The organism is Pseudotabrizicola formosa, assembly GCF_002900965.1.
In the GTDB taxonomy this organism is placed as follows: domain Bacteria; phylum Pseudomonadota; class Alphaproteobacteria; order Rhodobacterales; family Rhodobacteraceae; genus Pseudotabrizicola; species Pseudotabrizicola formosa.
Genome location: NZ_PJOM01000002.1, coordinates 65,672 through 80,852 on the forward strand (window position 1 = coordinate 65,672; position 15,181 = coordinate 80,852).

Annotated in this window: 17 protein-coding genes; 7 read left to right on the plus strand and 10 right to left on the minus strand. The window is 63.6% G+C overall.

Annotated elements, in window-relative coordinates; all coding sequences use genetic code 11:
* Positions 1-20: 20 nt before the first annotated feature.
* Together ribD and nrdR are read right to left on the minus strand one after the other, a co-directional pair.
* The gene (gene ribD, locus CXR43_RS04450; protein WP_267134629.1) at positions 21-1,112 is read right to left on the minus strand and encodes a bifunctional diaminohydroxyphosphoribosylaminopyrimidine deaminase/5-amino-6-(5-phosphoribosylamino)uracil reductase RibD; all 1,092 of its coding nucleotides are present in this window, start codon (positions 1,110-1,112) and stop codon (positions 21-23) included.
* Positions 1,109-1,576, minus strand: coding sequence for a transcriptional regulator NrdR (gene nrdR / locus CXR43_RS04455; RefSeq protein WP_103332883.1), 468 nt, complete (start codon positions 1,574-1,576; stop codon positions 1,109-1,111). Before nrdR ends, ribD begins: the two co-directional genes overlap by 4 nt.
* A gap of 325 nt (positions 1,577-1,901) precedes the next feature.
* On the opposite strand from nrdR, the gene CXR43_RS04460 reads away from it, so the two are divergent.
* A complete protein-coding gene (locus CXR43_RS04460) occupies positions 1,902-2,213 on the plus strand; it encodes a hypothetical protein (RefSeq protein WP_246831275.1) in 312 nt (103 codons plus the stop codon).
* A 3-nt stretch (positions 2,214-2,216) separates the two neighbouring features.
* Here CXR43_RS04460 and CXR43_RS04465 read toward each other — a convergent pair whose 3' ends face one another.
* The 5 genes from CXR43_RS04465 to dnaG form a co-directional block, all read right to left on the minus strand.
* Positions 2,217-2,498, minus strand: a complete 282-nt coding sequence (locus tag CXR43_RS04465) for an HlyU family transcriptional regulator (RefSeq protein ID WP_103332884.1) — start codon at positions 2,496-2,498, stop codon at positions 2,217-2,219.
* An 8-nt stretch (positions 2,499-2,506) separates the two neighbouring features.
* The gene (locus CXR43_RS04470) at positions 2,507-2,767 is read right to left on the minus strand and encodes a Txe/YoeB family addiction module toxin (protein ID WP_103332885.1); all 261 of its coding nucleotides are present in this window, start codon (positions 2,765-2,767) and stop codon (positions 2,507-2,509) included.
* Positions 2,764-3,036, minus strand: a complete 273-nt coding sequence (locus CXR43_RS04475) for a type II toxin-antitoxin system Phd/YefM family antitoxin (RefSeq protein WP_103332886.1) — start codon at positions 3,034-3,036, stop codon at positions 2,764-2,766. Before CXR43_RS04475 ends, CXR43_RS04470 begins: the two co-directional genes overlap by 4 nt.
* Positions 3,037-3,436: 400 nt before the next feature.
* On the minus strand, positions 3,437-5,449 hold the full coding sequence (rpoD, locus tag CXR43_RS04480; protein WP_103332887.1) for an RNA polymerase sigma factor RpoD: 2,013 nt from the start codon (positions 5,447-5,449) through the stop codon (positions 3,437-3,439).
* Between the two features lie 123 nt (positions 5,450-5,572).
* A complete protein-coding gene (gene dnaG, locus CXR43_RS04485; protein WP_103332888.1) occupies positions 5,573-7,555 on the minus strand; it encodes a DNA primase in 1,983 nt (660 codons plus the stop codon).
* A gap of 149 nt (positions 7,556-7,704) precedes the next feature.
* Here dnaG and CXR43_RS04490 point away from each other — a divergent pair, with 149 nt between their 5' ends.
* The gene (locus CXR43_RS04490; RefSeq protein ID WP_103332889.1) at positions 7,705-8,322 is read left to right on the plus strand and encodes a hypothetical protein; all 618 of its coding nucleotides are present in this window, start codon (positions 7,705-7,707) and stop codon (positions 8,320-8,322) included.
* On the opposite strand, the gene CXR43_RS04495 is transcribed toward CXR43_RS04490, so the two are convergent.
* Positions 8,319-8,765 (minus strand): CreA family protein, encoded by a 447-nt coding sequence (locus CXR43_RS04495; RefSeq protein WP_103332890.1) that lies wholly within the window; start codon positions 8,763-8,765, stop codon positions 8,319-8,321. The two genes, CXR43_RS04490 and CXR43_RS04495, sit on opposite strands and share 4 nt — an antisense overlap.
* Before the next feature lie 76 nt (positions 8,766-8,841).
* Here CXR43_RS04495 and ybgC point away from each other — a divergent pair, with 76 nt between their 5' ends.
* Positions 8,842-9,267: a tol-pal system-associated acyl-CoA thioesterase gene (gene ybgC / locus CXR43_RS04500; RefSeq protein WP_103334018.1), complete on the plus strand. Its 426-nt coding sequence runs from the start codon at positions 8,842-8,844 to the stop codon at positions 9,265-9,267.
* Positions 9,268-9,407: 140 nt separating this feature from the next.
* On the opposite strand, the gene CXR43_RS04505 is transcribed toward ybgC, so the two are convergent.
* Both CXR43_RS04505 and CXR43_RS04510 read right to left on the minus strand, forming a co-directional pair.
* Positions 9,408-9,806 (minus strand): response regulator, encoded by a 399-nt coding sequence (locus CXR43_RS04505; protein ID WP_103332891.1) that lies wholly within the window; start codon positions 9,804-9,806, stop codon positions 9,408-9,410.
* A gap of 75 nt (positions 9,807-9,881) precedes the next feature.
* Complete coding sequence (locus tag CXR43_RS04510; protein ID WP_103332892.1) at positions 9,882-10,934, minus strand: sensor histidine kinase; 1,053 nt, start codon at positions 10,932-10,934, stop codon at positions 9,882-9,884.
* A gap of 388 nt (positions 10,935-11,322) precedes the next feature.
* On the opposite strand from CXR43_RS04510, the gene tolQ reads away from it, so the two are divergent.
* From tolQ to tolB, 4 genes are all read left to right on the plus strand, one after another.
* Positions 11,323-12,018: a protein TolQ gene (tolQ, locus tag CXR43_RS04515; RefSeq protein WP_103332893.1), complete on the plus strand. Its 696-nt coding sequence runs from the start codon at positions 11,323-11,325 to the stop codon at positions 12,016-12,018.
* Between the two features lie 3 nt (positions 12,019-12,021).
* Positions 12,022-12,492, plus strand: a complete 471-nt coding sequence (gene tolR, locus CXR43_RS04520; protein WP_103332894.1) for a protein TolR — start codon at positions 12,022-12,024, stop codon at positions 12,490-12,492.
* A 25-nt stretch (positions 12,493-12,517) separates the two neighbouring features.
* Positions 12,518-13,678 (plus strand): cell envelope biogenesis protein TolA, encoded by a 1,161-nt coding sequence (locus CXR43_RS04525; protein ID WP_103332895.1) that lies wholly within the window; start codon positions 12,518-12,520, stop codon positions 13,676-13,678.
* A gap of 115 nt (positions 13,679-13,793) precedes the next feature.
* On the plus strand, positions 13,794-15,125 hold the full coding sequence (gene tolB / locus CXR43_RS04530) for a Tol-Pal system beta propeller repeat protein TolB (RefSeq protein WP_103334019.1): 1,332 nt from the start codon (positions 13,794-13,796) through the stop codon (positions 15,123-15,125).
* Positions 15,126-15,181 lie beyond the last annotated feature (56 nt).

The following is a 15,181-nucleotide window of genomic DNA, read 5'->3' on the forward strand; positions in this document are numbered from 1 at the left end:
TGTGTAAACACTGCAATGGATTAGATGCGGGTCCAGTGTGTCAACGCGTCCGGGCCAAGGGCTTGCCGTGCGCGCAGCCGGAAGGCGGGGGCATCGGCCAGACGGGGCAGGGTGAGCGGGCCAAGGGCGGGGGTGCCATCGGCGCCGATCAGCTTGCCGGCCGTCAGATGGATCAGGTCATCCACCAGACCCGCCGCGATCAGGGCGGCGGCGATGCTGCCGCCGCCTTCGCTCAGGATGCGTGTAAGGCCTTCGGCTGCAAGGATTTTCAGGGCGGCGGTCAGGTCCAGATGGCCCTGCGCCAGGGGGCAGGGCAGCAGCCGCGCGCCGGTGTCTTGCCAGGCTTGCCGTGCCTGTGCCGGGGCGTCGGCGGCGTGGATGACCCAGACCGGATGGGTCCGCGCGGTCTGGCCGAGGCGGCTGTCGGGGCGGTGGCTCAGGGCGCGGTCCAGCAGGACGCGGACGGGCTGATGCGTGGCACCTATGTCGCGTGCCGTCATGTCCGGGTCATCGGCGCGGGCGGTGCCGGAGCCAACCATCACCGCATCATGGCTCAGCCGCAGGCCGTGGACGAAGCGACGGGCCTGCGGGCCGGTGATCCAGCGCGATTCCCCACTGGCGGTGGCGATGCGCCCGTCAATGGTGGTGGCGAGTTTCAAAGTGACGAAGGGCAGGCCTTGGGTCACGCGTTTGAGGAAGCCTGCGTTTAGCTGAGTGGCTTGTTCTGAAAGGATATTTTCGGTGACTGTGACGCCGGCTGCGCGCAGCATCGCGTGGCCTTTGCCGGAAACACGCGGGTCCGGGTCGGTCAGCGCCGTGATCACGCGGGTGACCCCCGCCGCGATCAGCGTCCCGGCACAGGGCGGGGTCTGGCCGTGGTGGGCGCAGGGTTCCAGCGTGACATAAGCCGTGGCCCCGCGCGCATCACCGGCCTGATCCAGCGCCCGGCGTTCGGCATGGGGGCGGCCACCCGGTTGGGTCCAGCCCCGGCCCAGGATGCGCCCCTCACGCAGGATCACGCAGCCCACCGCGGGGTTGGGCCAGGTGCGGCCCAGGCCCCGCGCCGCAAGGGCGAGCGCATGGGCCATATGGGCTTCGTCAGATGCAGTCACTCTTCGGGTTTCTCACCCGGGCGCAGCTCGCTCACGAATTTGTCGAAATCGTCAGCGGCCTGGAAGTTCTTGTAAACGCTGGCGAAACGGACATAGGCCACGGTGTCGATCCGGGCGAGGCTTTCCATCACGATATCGCCGATGGTGCGTGACGGAATGTCGGTGTCACCGATGGATTCCAGTCGCCGCACGATTCCGCTGATCATCTGGTCGATCCGCTCGGGGTCGATCGGGCGTTTCTGCATCGAGATGCGGATGGCGCGTTCCAGTTTGTCGCGGTCGAAATCTTCGCGCTTGCCGCTGGATTTGATGACCACAAGGTCCCGCAACTGCACGCGTTCATAGGTGGTGAAGCGGCCGCCGCAGGCCGGGCAGAACCGCCGGCGCCGGATGGCGACGTGATCCTCGGCCGGGCGCGAGTCCTTTACCTGTGTGTCGATATTGCCGCAGAATGGGCAGCGCATGGGCTCCCTCCTCGCTTGTTCGTTGATGGGCCTGCCTCTGGTCCCGGTAGGCTCCGAGTGGTTTACCCACAGACTATAGGGGCAAGCCAACGATCTGGGCTAGGGCGAAGTTGGAGCCACATGATCTGGGGGGGAAGGTGTGGCGGCGCGGACTCAGGGGGGCTGATCTGCGTCTGGTTTACGGCTGGCAAAGGTATGGCTTTGCGCATGACATGTGTGCGCAGGCGGCCTGCCCTGTGCGGCGGCGCGCGGCAGGGCAAGACAAGCGTAACCACAGGCGGGCAGGATGCTTGGACCTTGTCATTGCTGTGTTACACTTTCCTGCATGAGCAGCAGAATCATTCCCGCTGTGGCCTGCCTGTGCCTGCTTTGGCCGGTGATGCCGCCTGGAGCCTGGGCGGCCGGGTCGCCGATTGCCGAGGTGATCTGTGCGCCGCGTGCCGAGATGTTGCAGCGCCTGACCCTGACCTATGGCGCGCAACTGGCAGGGCAGGGGGTGCGCAACCTTGAGATGGTGATGGAGGTCTGGACCACACCACGCGGCGACTGGACGCTGGTGCAAAGCTACAGCGACGGGCGGGCCTGTATCGTGGCAATGGGTGAGGCCTGGGAAGCAGTGGTGAGCGACCCGGCCTGAGCGTCAGCTGAACAGCGTATCGCCCAGCTGGTCGATGGCCTGTTTTGCCTTGGCGACCGAGGCCTCGGTCGCCTCCTCCAGCGTGGCCCGGGTGTCGGCGCGGATCAGCTGGTGGGTTTTTACCCCTGTGTCAAAGGTCTTCTCGACGCGGGCGGCAATGCGGAAGGTGCTGCCCTCCTTGATCGGGTCGGGGAAGATCCGGAAGTCGTTGTGCAGGATGGGGTCTGCGGGTTTGGCGGGTTCCGTGGTGGAAGCGCCGAACAGTCGGGAGAGGAAGGATGGCATGGGGATCCCTAGTTCTGATAATGATATCGGCAGGACAGGATCTCTAGATTATCTCCTTCGACCCGATAGACCAGACGATGTTCGCGGTCGATGCGGCGCGACCAATATCCTGCCAGATTGCCCTTGAGCGGTTCGGGTTTGCCTGTTCCTTCAAACGGGTGGCGCTGGCATTCGCGCATCAGGGCATTGATCTTCTTGAGCATTGCCCTGTCTGTTTCCTGCCAGAATTGGATATGCTCCCAAGCTTTGGGTCGGAACAGCAAATTCACTCTTCTGCCATCGCCTCAAGCTCTTCGATCGTTTTGACGATGCCTTTGCCGGCGGACGCATCGGCAAGAGATGCCAAAAGAGAGGCCCTGTTGTGAGGGTTTGACAGCAGATAGGTGGTTTCATCCATGCTGGCCCAATCTTCCAGACTGACCATCACCACGGGCCTGCCCTTGGCGCGATGGATGATGACGGGTTCATGATCATCATTCACGCGGTCCATGACAGCGGAAAGATTGGCGCGGAGTTCGGTGGAGGAGAGGGTTTTCATGGGAGGTAGTGTACGTGATTGCGTACACAAGATCAATACTTGTGATGAGCCGGAGCAGGGTGACGCCCCGACAGACAATTGCCCACCCAACGGCGCACTACAACCCGCGCGCAGCAAGGTTCCGAGCACAGTTCGCGGGTGCTTTGCCTGTCGGAGAATAGGCATGTTCGGCACATGTCTCGCAGGACCACTTGCTGAGTGTCGGGCCGCCCTTGTGTGCGACCCGCTTCCATCGGCACGGTTTTTCTAGGTGTCGCCGATGCACGAAACGCAAAATGATATGCAACGCGGTCCAAAGGCACAGGACACCCAACAAGATCGTAACAAAGACAACCCATGGCTCTGGTCCGGAACTGACGTATAACGTCTTCATGCAAAGCCCTGAGAAGTATTGCTTTTATTACTGATCCAGGAAACTCCGCAGCTTCCGTGACCGGCTTGGGTGCTTCAGTTTGCGCAGCGCCTTGGCCTCGATCTGCCGGATGCGTTCGCGGGTCACGCTGAACTGCTGGCCGACCTCTTCCAGCGTGTGGTCGGTGTTCATACCGATGCCAAAGCGCATGCGCAGGACGCGCTCTTCGCGGGGGGTCAGGCTGGCCAGAACGCGGGTGGTGGTTTCCTTCAGGTTTTCCTGAATGGCGGAATCCAGCGGCAGGATGGCGTTCTTGTCTTCGATGAAGTCGCCAAGCTGGCTGTCTTCCTCGTCGCCAATCGGGGTTTCCAAGGAAATCGGTTCCTTGGCGATTTTCATCACCTTGCGGACCTTTTCCAGCGGCATCTGCAGCTTTTCGGCCAGTTCCTCGGGCGTCGGTTCGCGGCCGATTTCATGCAGCATCTGCCGCCCGGTGCGGACCAGTTTGTTGATCGTCTCGATCATATGCACGGGAATACGGATGGTGCGGGCCTGATCGGCGATGGAGCGGGTGATCGCCTGCCTGATCCACCAGGTGGCATAGGTCGAGAATTTATAGCCGCGGCGATATTCGAATTTATCGACCGCCTTCATCAGACCGATGTTGCCTTCCTGAATGAGATCAAGGAATTGCAGCCCGCGGTTGGTGTATTTCTTGGCGATGGAGATCACCAGACGCAGGTTGGCCTCGACCATTTCCTTCTTGGCCTGACGCGCCTCTTTCTCGCCCTTTTGCACCTGATTGACGATGCGGCGGAATTCGGAAATGTCGACGCCGATATACTGGCCGACCACGGCCATTTCGGCCCGCAGCTCTTCGACCTTGTCGCGCGAGCGTTCCATCAGCGCCTGCCAGCCACGACCGCCCTTGGCGGCCATGCGGTCGCACCAGGACGGGTCCAGCTCGTAGCCCTGATATTCGTCGATGAATTCGCGGCGGTTGATACGGGCGGCATCGGCGAGTTTGACCATGCCGGAGTTGATGGTCATGATCTTGCGGTTGATGCCGTAGAGCTGGTCGATCAGCGCTTCGATCCGGTTGTTGTGCAGGTGAAGTTCATTCACCATCACCACGATTTCCGAGCGCAGTTTCTGGTAGGCGGCTTCGTCCTTGGCGGAGAAGTGGGATTTTTCCGACAGGGTGGCGGTCATCCGCGCCTCTTGCATGTCGGCCAGCTTGACATAATCGCGGGCGATGATGGCCAGCGTTTCCAGAACCTTGGGCTTGAGCGCCGCCTCCATCGCGGCCAGCGACATGTTGGAGGCTTCGTCATCATCATCGTCGTCATCGCTGCGCATCAGCGGGTTGCCGTCAGCGTCCAGCTCGGGTTCCGAGGATTCGCTCCGGCGCGGGGTCGTGGCAGCGGTGACATCGACGCCGTCCAGATCGGGGGCGCCGATCGGGCCATCCATGTCTTCTTCGCCATCAAGGCTGCGGCCAAAGGTGGCCTCAAGGTCGATCACGTCGCGCAGCAGGATGTCTTCGTTCAGAAGTTCGTCGCGCCAGATGGTGATGGCCTGGAAGGTCAGCGGGCTTTCGCACAGCCCGAGGATCATGGTGTTGCGGCCCGCCTCGATCCGCTTGGCGATGGCGATTTCGCCTTCGCGCGACAGCAGTTCCACCGAGCCCATTTCGCGCAGATACATGCGCACCGGGTCATCGGTGCGGTCGAGCGTTTCGGAGGTGGAGCCGGCAACGGCCACGTCGCGCGAGGTGGAGGAGGTTTCCACCAGCGCGCCGCCCAAGGGGGCTTCGCCGTCTTCGACCTCGTCATCCTCGATCACGTTGATGCCCATTTCGGACAGCATCGACATGACATCTTCGATCTGTTCCGAAGACACCTGTTCGGGCGGCATGACCTGATTGAGCTGTTCATAGGTGATGTACCCACGCTCGCGCGCGTCGGCGATCATCTTCTTGACGGCCGTCTGGCTCATGTCGAGAGAGACATCGGCCTCGTCTGCTTCGGGTTTGCCGTCGTCAGTGTCTTTCAGGGCCATGGGTGCTCCTTGAGGCGCGTAGGGCGAATCGGTGCGCTCGTTTTCGAATCAATACCGAGAATCACACCGGATTACAGGTCGTAAGGCAGTTTTTCTTGCCCGATAGGTCGGGAAAAGGGTTACTCATTGCTTACCACCGCGCCCACCCCGGGTGAAATCGATGGAGTCGTGCAGGGAACGGGCGCGGTTCAGCTCGTCCCGGTCCAGTTCGATGCCGTTCGGGGCGATCACTGATTCGCCCTTGGCGTCCTGGGGGCCGCGCGCGGCAGAATGGCGGGCCTCGGCGGCTTTGGACACGCGCCAGGTCAGGCCTTCATCGGCCACACCTGTTACATCGTCTTCGGCCTCGGCAATTTCAAGGCGGTGCGCGCGATCTGCCTGCAGGCGGGCCAAAGCCTCGGCCAGACAATGTTCGGCGGCGTCATCTGGGGCGGTGGCGCTGATTGCGGCGGTGATGCGGACATGGGGGTGCAAAAGGACGGCTTCGGTCGGCATCGGGGCTTCGGCCATCAGGACAGCCCTAAGGTCCGGTGCGGATTGGTGATAGAGGATCAGGCTGCGCAGCATGTCATGGCCATGGCCCAGAAACTCGAGCCGTTCGAGAGCGGATTCGAAGCGCGGGATCAGGCCGGGATGATGGATGCAGGCGGCCAGCACCACTGCTTCGCGCAAGGAATCCTGCACCAGATCGGCCGGGGTGGCGAGCAGGGATTGCTTGGTGCTGGCCATCGGGGCGACCGGCTGAAAGGGTTTGCCGCGCTGGCCCGGTTGCCAGGGCGCGCGGGGGGCGCGTGCGGGAAAGGGCGTGAAGGGGCGGGCATTGGTGCCGAACAGATCGGCGCGCAGGCGTTTGATTTCTTCGCCGTAATGGCCGCGAATTGAAAGGTCGGTGATCCGCATCAGGGCGGCGCGCAGGGTTTTGTCCAGCGCCGCCTTGCGTTCGGGGCTGTCGAAGGTCCGGCCTTCGGTTTCGCGCCGCCACAGCAGGCTGACCATCGGCTGCGCCGTGTCGATCACCTTTTGCATCGCAGGCGCGCCCTGCTGTTTGATCAGATCATCCGGGTCCAGCCCCGGCGGCAGCACGGCAAAGCGCAGGCCCTTGCCGGCCTCCAGGAGCGGCAGGGCAAGGTCGATGACGCGCAGGGCGGCGCGGATGCCGGCCGTATCGCCATCCAGCGCGATCACCGGTTCATCGGAAATGCGCCAGATCAGGCGCAGCTGGTCTTCGGTGACGGCGGTGCCAAGGGGGGCGACGGTGGCGCCAAACCCGGCCTCGGACAGGGCGATCACATCCATATAGCCTTCGGCCACGATCAGCGGCTGGCCCTTGCCCGCCGCTTCGCGCGCAGGCGCGTGGTTGTAGAGGTTGCGGCCCTTGTCGAAGAGATCGGTTTCCGGGCCGTTGAGGTATTTGGCGTTGTCCTTCGGGTCCATCGCCCGGCCACCCAGCGAAATCGCCCGGCCTCGAGCATTGCGGATCGGGAAGATGATGCGGTTGCGAAAACGGTCATAAGGCTCACCGCCCTTTTCGGATTTGGCGCAAAGACCGGAAGCCACCAGAAGGTCATCGGACACCCCCTTTTGCTTCATGGCCAGTTGCAGCCCGTGCCAGCCATCCGGAGCAAAGCCGATCTCCCACCGCTCTACCGCCGCCTCGGACAGGCCGCGTTTGGCGATATAGGCGCGCGCCTCTGCTGCGGCCCCGGTTTTCAGCTGCAGGCGGAACCATTTCACCGCCTCTTCCATCACCTGCGCCAGCTGGGTGCGGTGATCCTGCTTCTCTGCCGCCTTCGGGTCGCGGGCGGGCATCGGCAGCCCGGCCTCGCGGGCCAGAATCTCGACCGCTTCCATGAAGCCGGTGTTTTCCGACTCCTTGATGAAGGTCAGCACATCGCCTTTGGCATGGCAGCCGAAGCAATAGTAAAACCCCTTGCGGTCATCGACGTGAAAGCTGGCGGATTTTTCCTGATGAAACGGGCAGGGGGCCCACCAGTCGCCCTTGGCCATGTTGGATTTGCGCATGTCCCAGGTGACCTTGCGCCCCACGACCTGTGAGAGCGAGATCCGGGTGCGCAATTCATCGAGGAATCCGGGTGGCAGGGACATGGGGCCTATATCGGGTCTTCGCCCCGCCGAGTCCAGCGCGGGGTGCAGCGGGCGCGCCTCTGGCGGTCCTATTTGGCAAAGGTGCACGGGCCGGGAGTTGTTTCCGGGAGCCGGTGGCGGTAATTGCGGGCCAGCAAACGGGGGCGGGTATGGACGCGGATCAGATCGGGGCTTTGTTCACGCGGGGCGATGGCAGCTATCTGTGCGCCCGCTGGGCGCGGCCGATCGTGCCGGTGGTCTTTGGCGTGGAAGACGCGACGCTGGGGGTGATCAAGGGCGCGGTCGAGGCGGTGGTGGCCCTTGCCGGGCATGAGATGGCCGAGACCGACAGCGAGCTGGGCGCCAATCTGATGCTGTTTTTCGTGCGCGACTGGGATGAGCTGCGCGAGGTGCCCAAGCTTGACCAGCTGATTCCCGGCCTGCTGCCCTTGCTGGACCGGCTGGAGGCGGCGGGGGCCAACCAGTACCGCGCGTTCCGGTTCGAGGCGACGGGAGCGATCCGGGCCTGTTTCGTGCTGGTGCGGATGGACGGCCATCTGTCGAACCTGCCGGCCGAGACGCTGGCCCTGTCGCAAGCGGCACAGGTGATACTGACCTGGGGTGAGGCTGCCTTTGCGGCGGCGTCGCCGCTGGGGCAGGTGGAGGGACGGGCAGTGCTGCGCCCCGAGGTGGCGGCGGTGATCCGCGCGGCCTATCATCCGGTGATGCCGGTGGCGGGGCGCGATGCCAGCCACGCCTTGCGGCTGGCCGCGCGGATCAGGCTTTAGGGGGCGGCCAGCGGAATGACCGAGATCGACATCTTGCCCGAGCCTTGCGTCAGCTCATTCGCATGGGCCAGATAGACCAGCGCGTTGTTGGCGCGGTCATAGATCCGGGTGATGCGCAGGGATTTGAGGATCAGCGACTGGCGTTCGGAAAACACCGTCTCGCCGCTGTCATCATCGTCGATGTCGCCCACCGTGATCGGCCCGGTCTGCACGCAATCGACGGCGGAATAGGATGGGTCTTCGAACCAGTTGCCGTTGGACAGCCGGTCGATCAAGGACCGGTCGAAATAGGCCAGATGGCAGGTGACGCCTTGGACCTTGGGATCGGCCACGCTTTCGATGATGATGTCATTGCCGACCCAGTCCACCCCGACGCGGCCTATTTCTTCCGAGACTGCGGGGGTGGCGAGGGTCAGGGCGAGGACAAGGGCGGCGCGGTGCATGGCAAACTCCGGTTATGGGGCTGGGGAACGTGTGGCGGGGGCTTGGGTTCCCGCGGAGTGGAAAAAGGGGATGGCTGTGGCGCATCGGTTTGAGCTGCGGGTCTATTACGAGGATACCGATCTGGCGGGCATCGTCTACTACGCCAATTATCTGCGGTTCATTGAACGGGGGCGCAGCGAATGGGTGCGGGCGCTGGGGGTGGATCAGGCGCGGCTGCGGGCCGAGCAGGGAGTGGTCTTTGCCGTGCGGCGGCTGGAGGCAGATTACCTGCGGCCTGCGGTGTTTGATGATGTGCTGGTGGTGGAGACCGCGCTGGTGGAACTGGGGGGCGCGCGGATCGTGCTGGATCAGGTGGTCTGGCGCGGGCAAGAGCGGCTGTTCGCGGCGCGGGTGGTGCTGGTCTGTGTGGGGGCGGGGCTGGGGGCGGTGCGGATCCCGGCCGGGGTGAGGGGTTTGCTGGAGGGGTGGCTTGTAACACAGGGGGAAGCCGGTACGGGGTGAGGGAAATCAAGGGGTTGAGAATTGTTTTTAGGGAATTTTTAACGATTGAGCGTAGGAATGGCGAGGGGTCTTCAGGTGTCGCCTGTCCCGTGTTCTATCGCCCCGATCAGAGAGAAAGAGCGACAGAAAGCCCCGATGGATCAGTCCGGCACTTTGGTGAAAGACATGCCGTCGCTGGCAAGCAAGCGGGTCATCACGTCGATGATTTCATGATCATCGTAGGGTTTCGAGGAAAACTGGCTTCCTGATGGCAGGCTGCTTGCTCCGATGATCGCTGCGCCGGACGCGATAAGCAGCTTTACAGGTGGCCACCGGTCACGGATGTAGTGCGAGAGCTTTATGCCATCCATGGTGCCCGGCATCTGCACATCGGTGAAGACCAGATCGATATCGTCCCGCGACTCGAGAATCCGGATGGCTTCGTCTGCATCACAGGCTTCCAGCGCCTCGTAACCGGCAGAGCGGACAAGGTCGATGGCACCCATGCGAATGAGCGCGCTATCTTCAACCACCAGGACAATGTGCGTACCGTTCTTCATCTGTTTCTCATTCCTGATAAAAGAGCCGGCGTTCGCGGGCACTCTTACAAAGCGCGCCCGCACCCCCTTTGGTTCCTATGCCGCGGGCCGGATGTCTTTATGGTGATCGACGCTTCCACAATGGCTGATCCTGATGGCGGTGCCGGGGTTTGCCTCGGTGAGCTGAAGTTCGCCCCCGAGGTTTTTGGTCAGCGCTTCCACAATCCCGGTTCCGAGGCCGGCTCTGGGCGCGCTGCTGCCCTCTGGCATCCCAATGCCATTGTCCGTGACCGAAAGGGTCCAGTCGCTGCCCTTTGTCTGGTAACCCACCACTATCTTGCCGGTCGCCTGATCGGGGAAGGCGTGCTTGAGCGCGTTGATGACAAGTTCGGTCACGATAAGGCCGAGACTGATGGATACCTCTGCCGTAACCGAGCTGTCATCCACCAAGACGGAGATCGAGAGACGATCAGGGTCGGCGATCATTGAGGCGCCAAGGCTGTTGCAAAGCTGGGTCAGATAGCTGCGAATTTCGACGTCACCGCCTGGAGAGATGGAAAGCTGTCTTTGCACCGCAGCGATCGACATCACCCGGTGATGGGCGTTGTGCAGGTGACCGCGCACCTCTTCGGACTGGACCTTGCGTGCGCTCTGCATCAGAACACTGGCAATGATCTGCAGGCTGTTTGCGACCCGATGCTGAACTTCCTGCAGCAGAACGGCCTTTTCCCGGACGAGATCGTCATTCAGGCGTGCGTTGGCGCGCGCGTCCGTGACGTCGGTCACGGAAACCAGCAACCGGATATGATCTGTGTCGCCGTCTTCCAATGTGCAGGCGTTGACGACCAGATTCCGTGTCTTGCGGTCCGGCCGCTTGAGGTCGATTTCATAGGAGTCGATCTGCGCACTTCCCGCAGCGGTTGCTTCCAGCAACGAGGCAAGCTTGGGCATCGCCCATTCGCCGTTTCCCACCGCGCCGAGGCGTTTGCCGGGCAATATTGCCAATTCAAGGTCAAAAGCACTGCAAAACGAAGCACTTGCGGCGATGATCACCTGATCTGCGGTCAGATAGAGCAGGGGTTCATGTGAAGAGAGCACCACGGCAAGCGTGCTTGCCGCTTCGACATGGGCAGCGGGTGTCTTGGACATGGCGCGAGCCTCCTTTGGCCGAGAACTTGCGGAGCAAGTCAACACCCGGCACGGATGCAGTCCAAAGGGATTGCTTTGGAGTGACGATCTGTCTGTGCCTAACACACCCTCTTCGGGCCAGCACCATACTTAATGGACCGGTCAAGGCCTTGCCGGGCGAAGCGTTCATTGAAGGGGCGGTCCCGGCCCAGTGGAACCTGCGCGTGGAACCTGCGCGTGGAACCCGCGCGCACGAAGGATGGCGGCGCTGGCATGCACGCTCCCCTGTTACAGCATGTTTCAGCCACCCGCTGCATCGTGACGCAGTTGTGTTGGCATTCCCCTTCAAATCCGGATAGAATCAGGTCAACAGGCGGTCACCAAGGCCCCGATAACAAGAGCAGGCGTAATGGAAACGGAAACCCTTGCGATGGCACAGGAGATTGATTTCTCCTTGATCGCGCTTTTTGCCCGCGCAACGCTGACGGTGAAGATCGTCATGCTGATGCTGGCGGTCATGTCCTTCTGGTCCTGGGCCACGATTGTGCAAAAGCACATCATGTTCCGCGCGGCCCGGCGCGAGGCCGAGGTGTTTGACCGCGCCTTCTGGTCGGGCGAACCGCTGGATGAGCTGTTCGAAAAGATCGGCCCGACGCCCGAGGGGGCCAGCGAGAAGATCTTTGCCGCCGGCATGCTGGAATGGCGGCGCAGCCACCGGCAGGACGGGGCGCTGATTGCCGGCGCGCAGGCGCGGATCGACCGGGCGATGAATGTGGCGATTGCGCGTGAGAGCGAGCGGCTGAACAACGGCCTGTCCTTCCTAGCCACCACCGGGGCCACGGCCCCGTTCATCGGGCTGTTCGGCACGGTCTGGGGGATCAAGCACAGCTTTGAGCAGATCGCCATTTCGCAGAACACCAACCTTGCGGTTGTGGCCCCCGGCATTGCCGAGGCGCTGCTGGCCACCGGTATCGGCCTTGTCGCGGCGATTCCGGCGGTGGTGTTCTACAACAAGCTGAATTCCGACAGTGAGCGCATTCTTGGCGGCTATGAAAGCTTTGCCGATGAATTCGCCACCATCCTGTCCCGCCAGCTGGACGCCTGAGCCATGGGGGGCGGGGTTCAGCAGAAATCGGGCGGCGGCACGGGCCGGCGGCGGCGCGGCAAGTCGGCGGCGATGAATGAGATCAACATCACGCCTTTTGTCGATGTGATGCTGGTGCTGCTGATCATCTTCATGGTGGCGGCACCCATGCTGACCGTGGGGGTTCCGGTGGAGTTGCCGCGCACGGCCGCCAGTGCCTTGCCGACCGAGCAGGAAGAGCCGCTGACCATCACGCTGACGGCGGATGGGCGGACGCTGATCCAGACCACCGATGTGCCGATGGAGGAGCTGATCCTGCGGCTGACGGCCATTGCGGCGGAGCGGGACAGCAACAAGGTGTTTCTGCGCGCTGATGGGGCGATCCCCTATCAGCGGGTGGCGGAAGTCATGGGAGCGCTGAACGCGGGCGGGTTCAATTCCATCGGTCTGGTGACCGATACGGATGGGCCTGCGATGAACGGCACAGGCAACTAGGGCCGATTGGGAAAACGCAGGCGGTATGCAGACGGGCACCCTCATTTCCGGCGCGGGCCATGCGGCTTTGATCCTCTGGGTGATTCTGGGAGATTGGCTGTTTGAACGCACCGAGCCGGCGGCGGTGGAGGTGGCCGAAGTGTCGCTGATGTCTGCGGCGGAGTTTGATGCGATGGTGGCGGCGGCCCCGTCGACGCCTGCGCCCGCGCCAGACCCTGCCCCCGAGGAGGCACCAGAGGAGGCGGCAGAGGAGGCAGCGGTGCAGCCGCCGCCGCCGGTGGTGCCAGATCTGCCCGAGGCCGCGCCCGAACCGGCACCGGAGCCGGAGCCTTCGCCCGAGCCTTTGCCCGAAAACAACGGGGTGGCGGATGCCTTGCCGCTGCCGGTGAACCCGGACCCCATTCCCGAGGTGCCGCTGCCCTTGACCGAAAGCCCGCGCCCCCGGCCCGCGCCGCGTGTGGCCCCGGTGCCGGTGGAGGCGCCAGAGCCTGCGGTGGAGGTGGCGGAAGCCCCGGTCGAGGCGGTGACGCCGGACCCGATCGAGGAACCCGAGGTGGTGGAGCCCGAAGAGCCGGAGGCAGCGCCCGAAGAGGCGGGCACCGTGCTGGAGACCGAAGCCAATCGTGATGAGGAGATTGTGGCCTCGGGCGCGCCGCCCAGCAGCCCGCGCCCGCGCGGCCGCCCGGTGCAGAGCGAAGCCCCGCCGGTAGAGACGGCGGCGGCGGCCACGCCAGAACCCGCGCCGGAGCCTGCACCCGAGCCTGCGACCGATACCGATGCGGATGCGGTGGCCGCGGCCCTGGCCGAGGCGATGGCGGCGGAAACCCCGGCCGCGACCGGGGCCACCAATGCGCCGCAAGGGCCGCCGATGACCGGCGGCGAGCGCGATGCCTTGCGCGTGGCGGTGCAGCAGTGCTGGAATGTGGGCAGCCTGTCGTCGGATGCGCTGAACACCACGGTGGTGGTCTATGTGTCGGTCGGGCAGGATGGGGTGCCGGATGCGGGGTCGATCCGCATGATCGAGGCCACCGGCGGATCTGACGCCGGGGCGCGCGGCGCGTTCGAGGCGGCGCGTCGGGCGATCATCCGCTGTGGCGCGCGCGGATTTCCACTGCCGCCCGAGAAATATGACCAGTGGCGCGAGATGGAGCTGGTGTTCAACCCCGATGGGATGCGGATGCGATGATCACATTTGCGCCAATATTTGCCGAAAAGGCACCTTTGCGGTTCCTTTTCCCCCTAACCCCGGCGATGGCTGCACTATGCTGCCCGCAACAGACCGAGGACAACCCGAGGCCATGATGACAGTAAACCGTTTTCTCATTTCCGCGCTTTCGCTCGCCGTGACGCTGGCCGGGGCCATGACCCCGGCGCAGGCGCAGACCGGGCCGCTGCGCATCGAGATCACCGAAGGGGTGATTGAACCGCTGCCCTTTGCGGTGCCCGATTTTGTCGATGAGGGCGGGGCGGGCGACTATGCCCGCAACATCGCCCGGGTCATTGCCAGCGATCTGTCGGGCACCGGGCTGTTCCGCGAGATCCCGCGCGAGGCCCACATTGCGCGGGTCAGCAGCTTTGACAGCTCGATCGGCTATGAGGACTGGAAGGCGATCAACGCGCAGGCGGTGATCACCGGGGCGGTCACGGTGTCGGGTGACCGGATCGTGGTGAAGTTCCGACTGTTCGACGTGTTTTCCGGCCAGCAATTGGGCGAGGGGCTGCAATTTGCCGGCACCACCCAGACCTGGCGGCGGATGGCGCATAAGGTGGCCGATGCCGCCTATAGCCGGATCACCGGCGAGGGCGGGTATTTCGACAGCCGCGTGGTGTTCGTGAGCGAGTCCGGGCCAAAGAACCAGCGGCTGAAGCGGCTGGCGGTGATGGATTATGATGGCGCGAATGTGCAGTACCTGACCGACAGCAGTTCCATCGTGCTGGCCCCGCGGTTTTCGCCCAGCGGCGACCGCATTCTGTATACCAGCTATGCCTCGGGCTTTCCGCGCATCACGCTGATGGATGTGGGGTCTTTGCGCACGCAAAGCCTGGCGGAGCAGGAGGGCACCATGACCTTTGCGCCGCGCTTTTCGCCCGATGGCAGCCGGGTGGTGTTTTCACTGGAACGGGGCGGCAATTCGGACCTGTACATGCTCGACATCGGGTCGGGCGGGTTGCAGCAGCTGACCAATGCGCCATCGATCGAAACCGCGCCCAGCTTTTCGCCCGATGGCAGCCAGATCGTGTTTGAAAGCGACCGGTCGGGGACGCAACAGCTGTATATCATGCCCGCCAGTGGCGGCGAAGGGCGGCGTGTGTCGGGCGGGCAGGGGCGCTATGGCACCCCGGTGTGGAGCCCGCGCGGCGACATGATTGCCTTTACCAAGCAGCATCAGGGCCGGTTCCACATTGGCGTGATGCGCACCGATGGCTCGGAGGAGCGTCTGCTGACCGCGTCTTTCCTCGATGAAGGCCCGACCTGGGCCCCGAATGGCCGGGTGATCATGTTCACCCGCGAAACCAGCGGTGCGGGCGGCGAGGCGGCGTTGTATTCGGTGGATATTTCCGGGCGCAACCTGCGCCAGATCCCGACCGAGGGGGCCGCGTCCGACCCGGCATGGTCGCCCTTGCTGCCCTGACCCATTCCGCCGCGCCCCATTTCACAGGGCGCGGCACATCTGATATGAATCTGGTG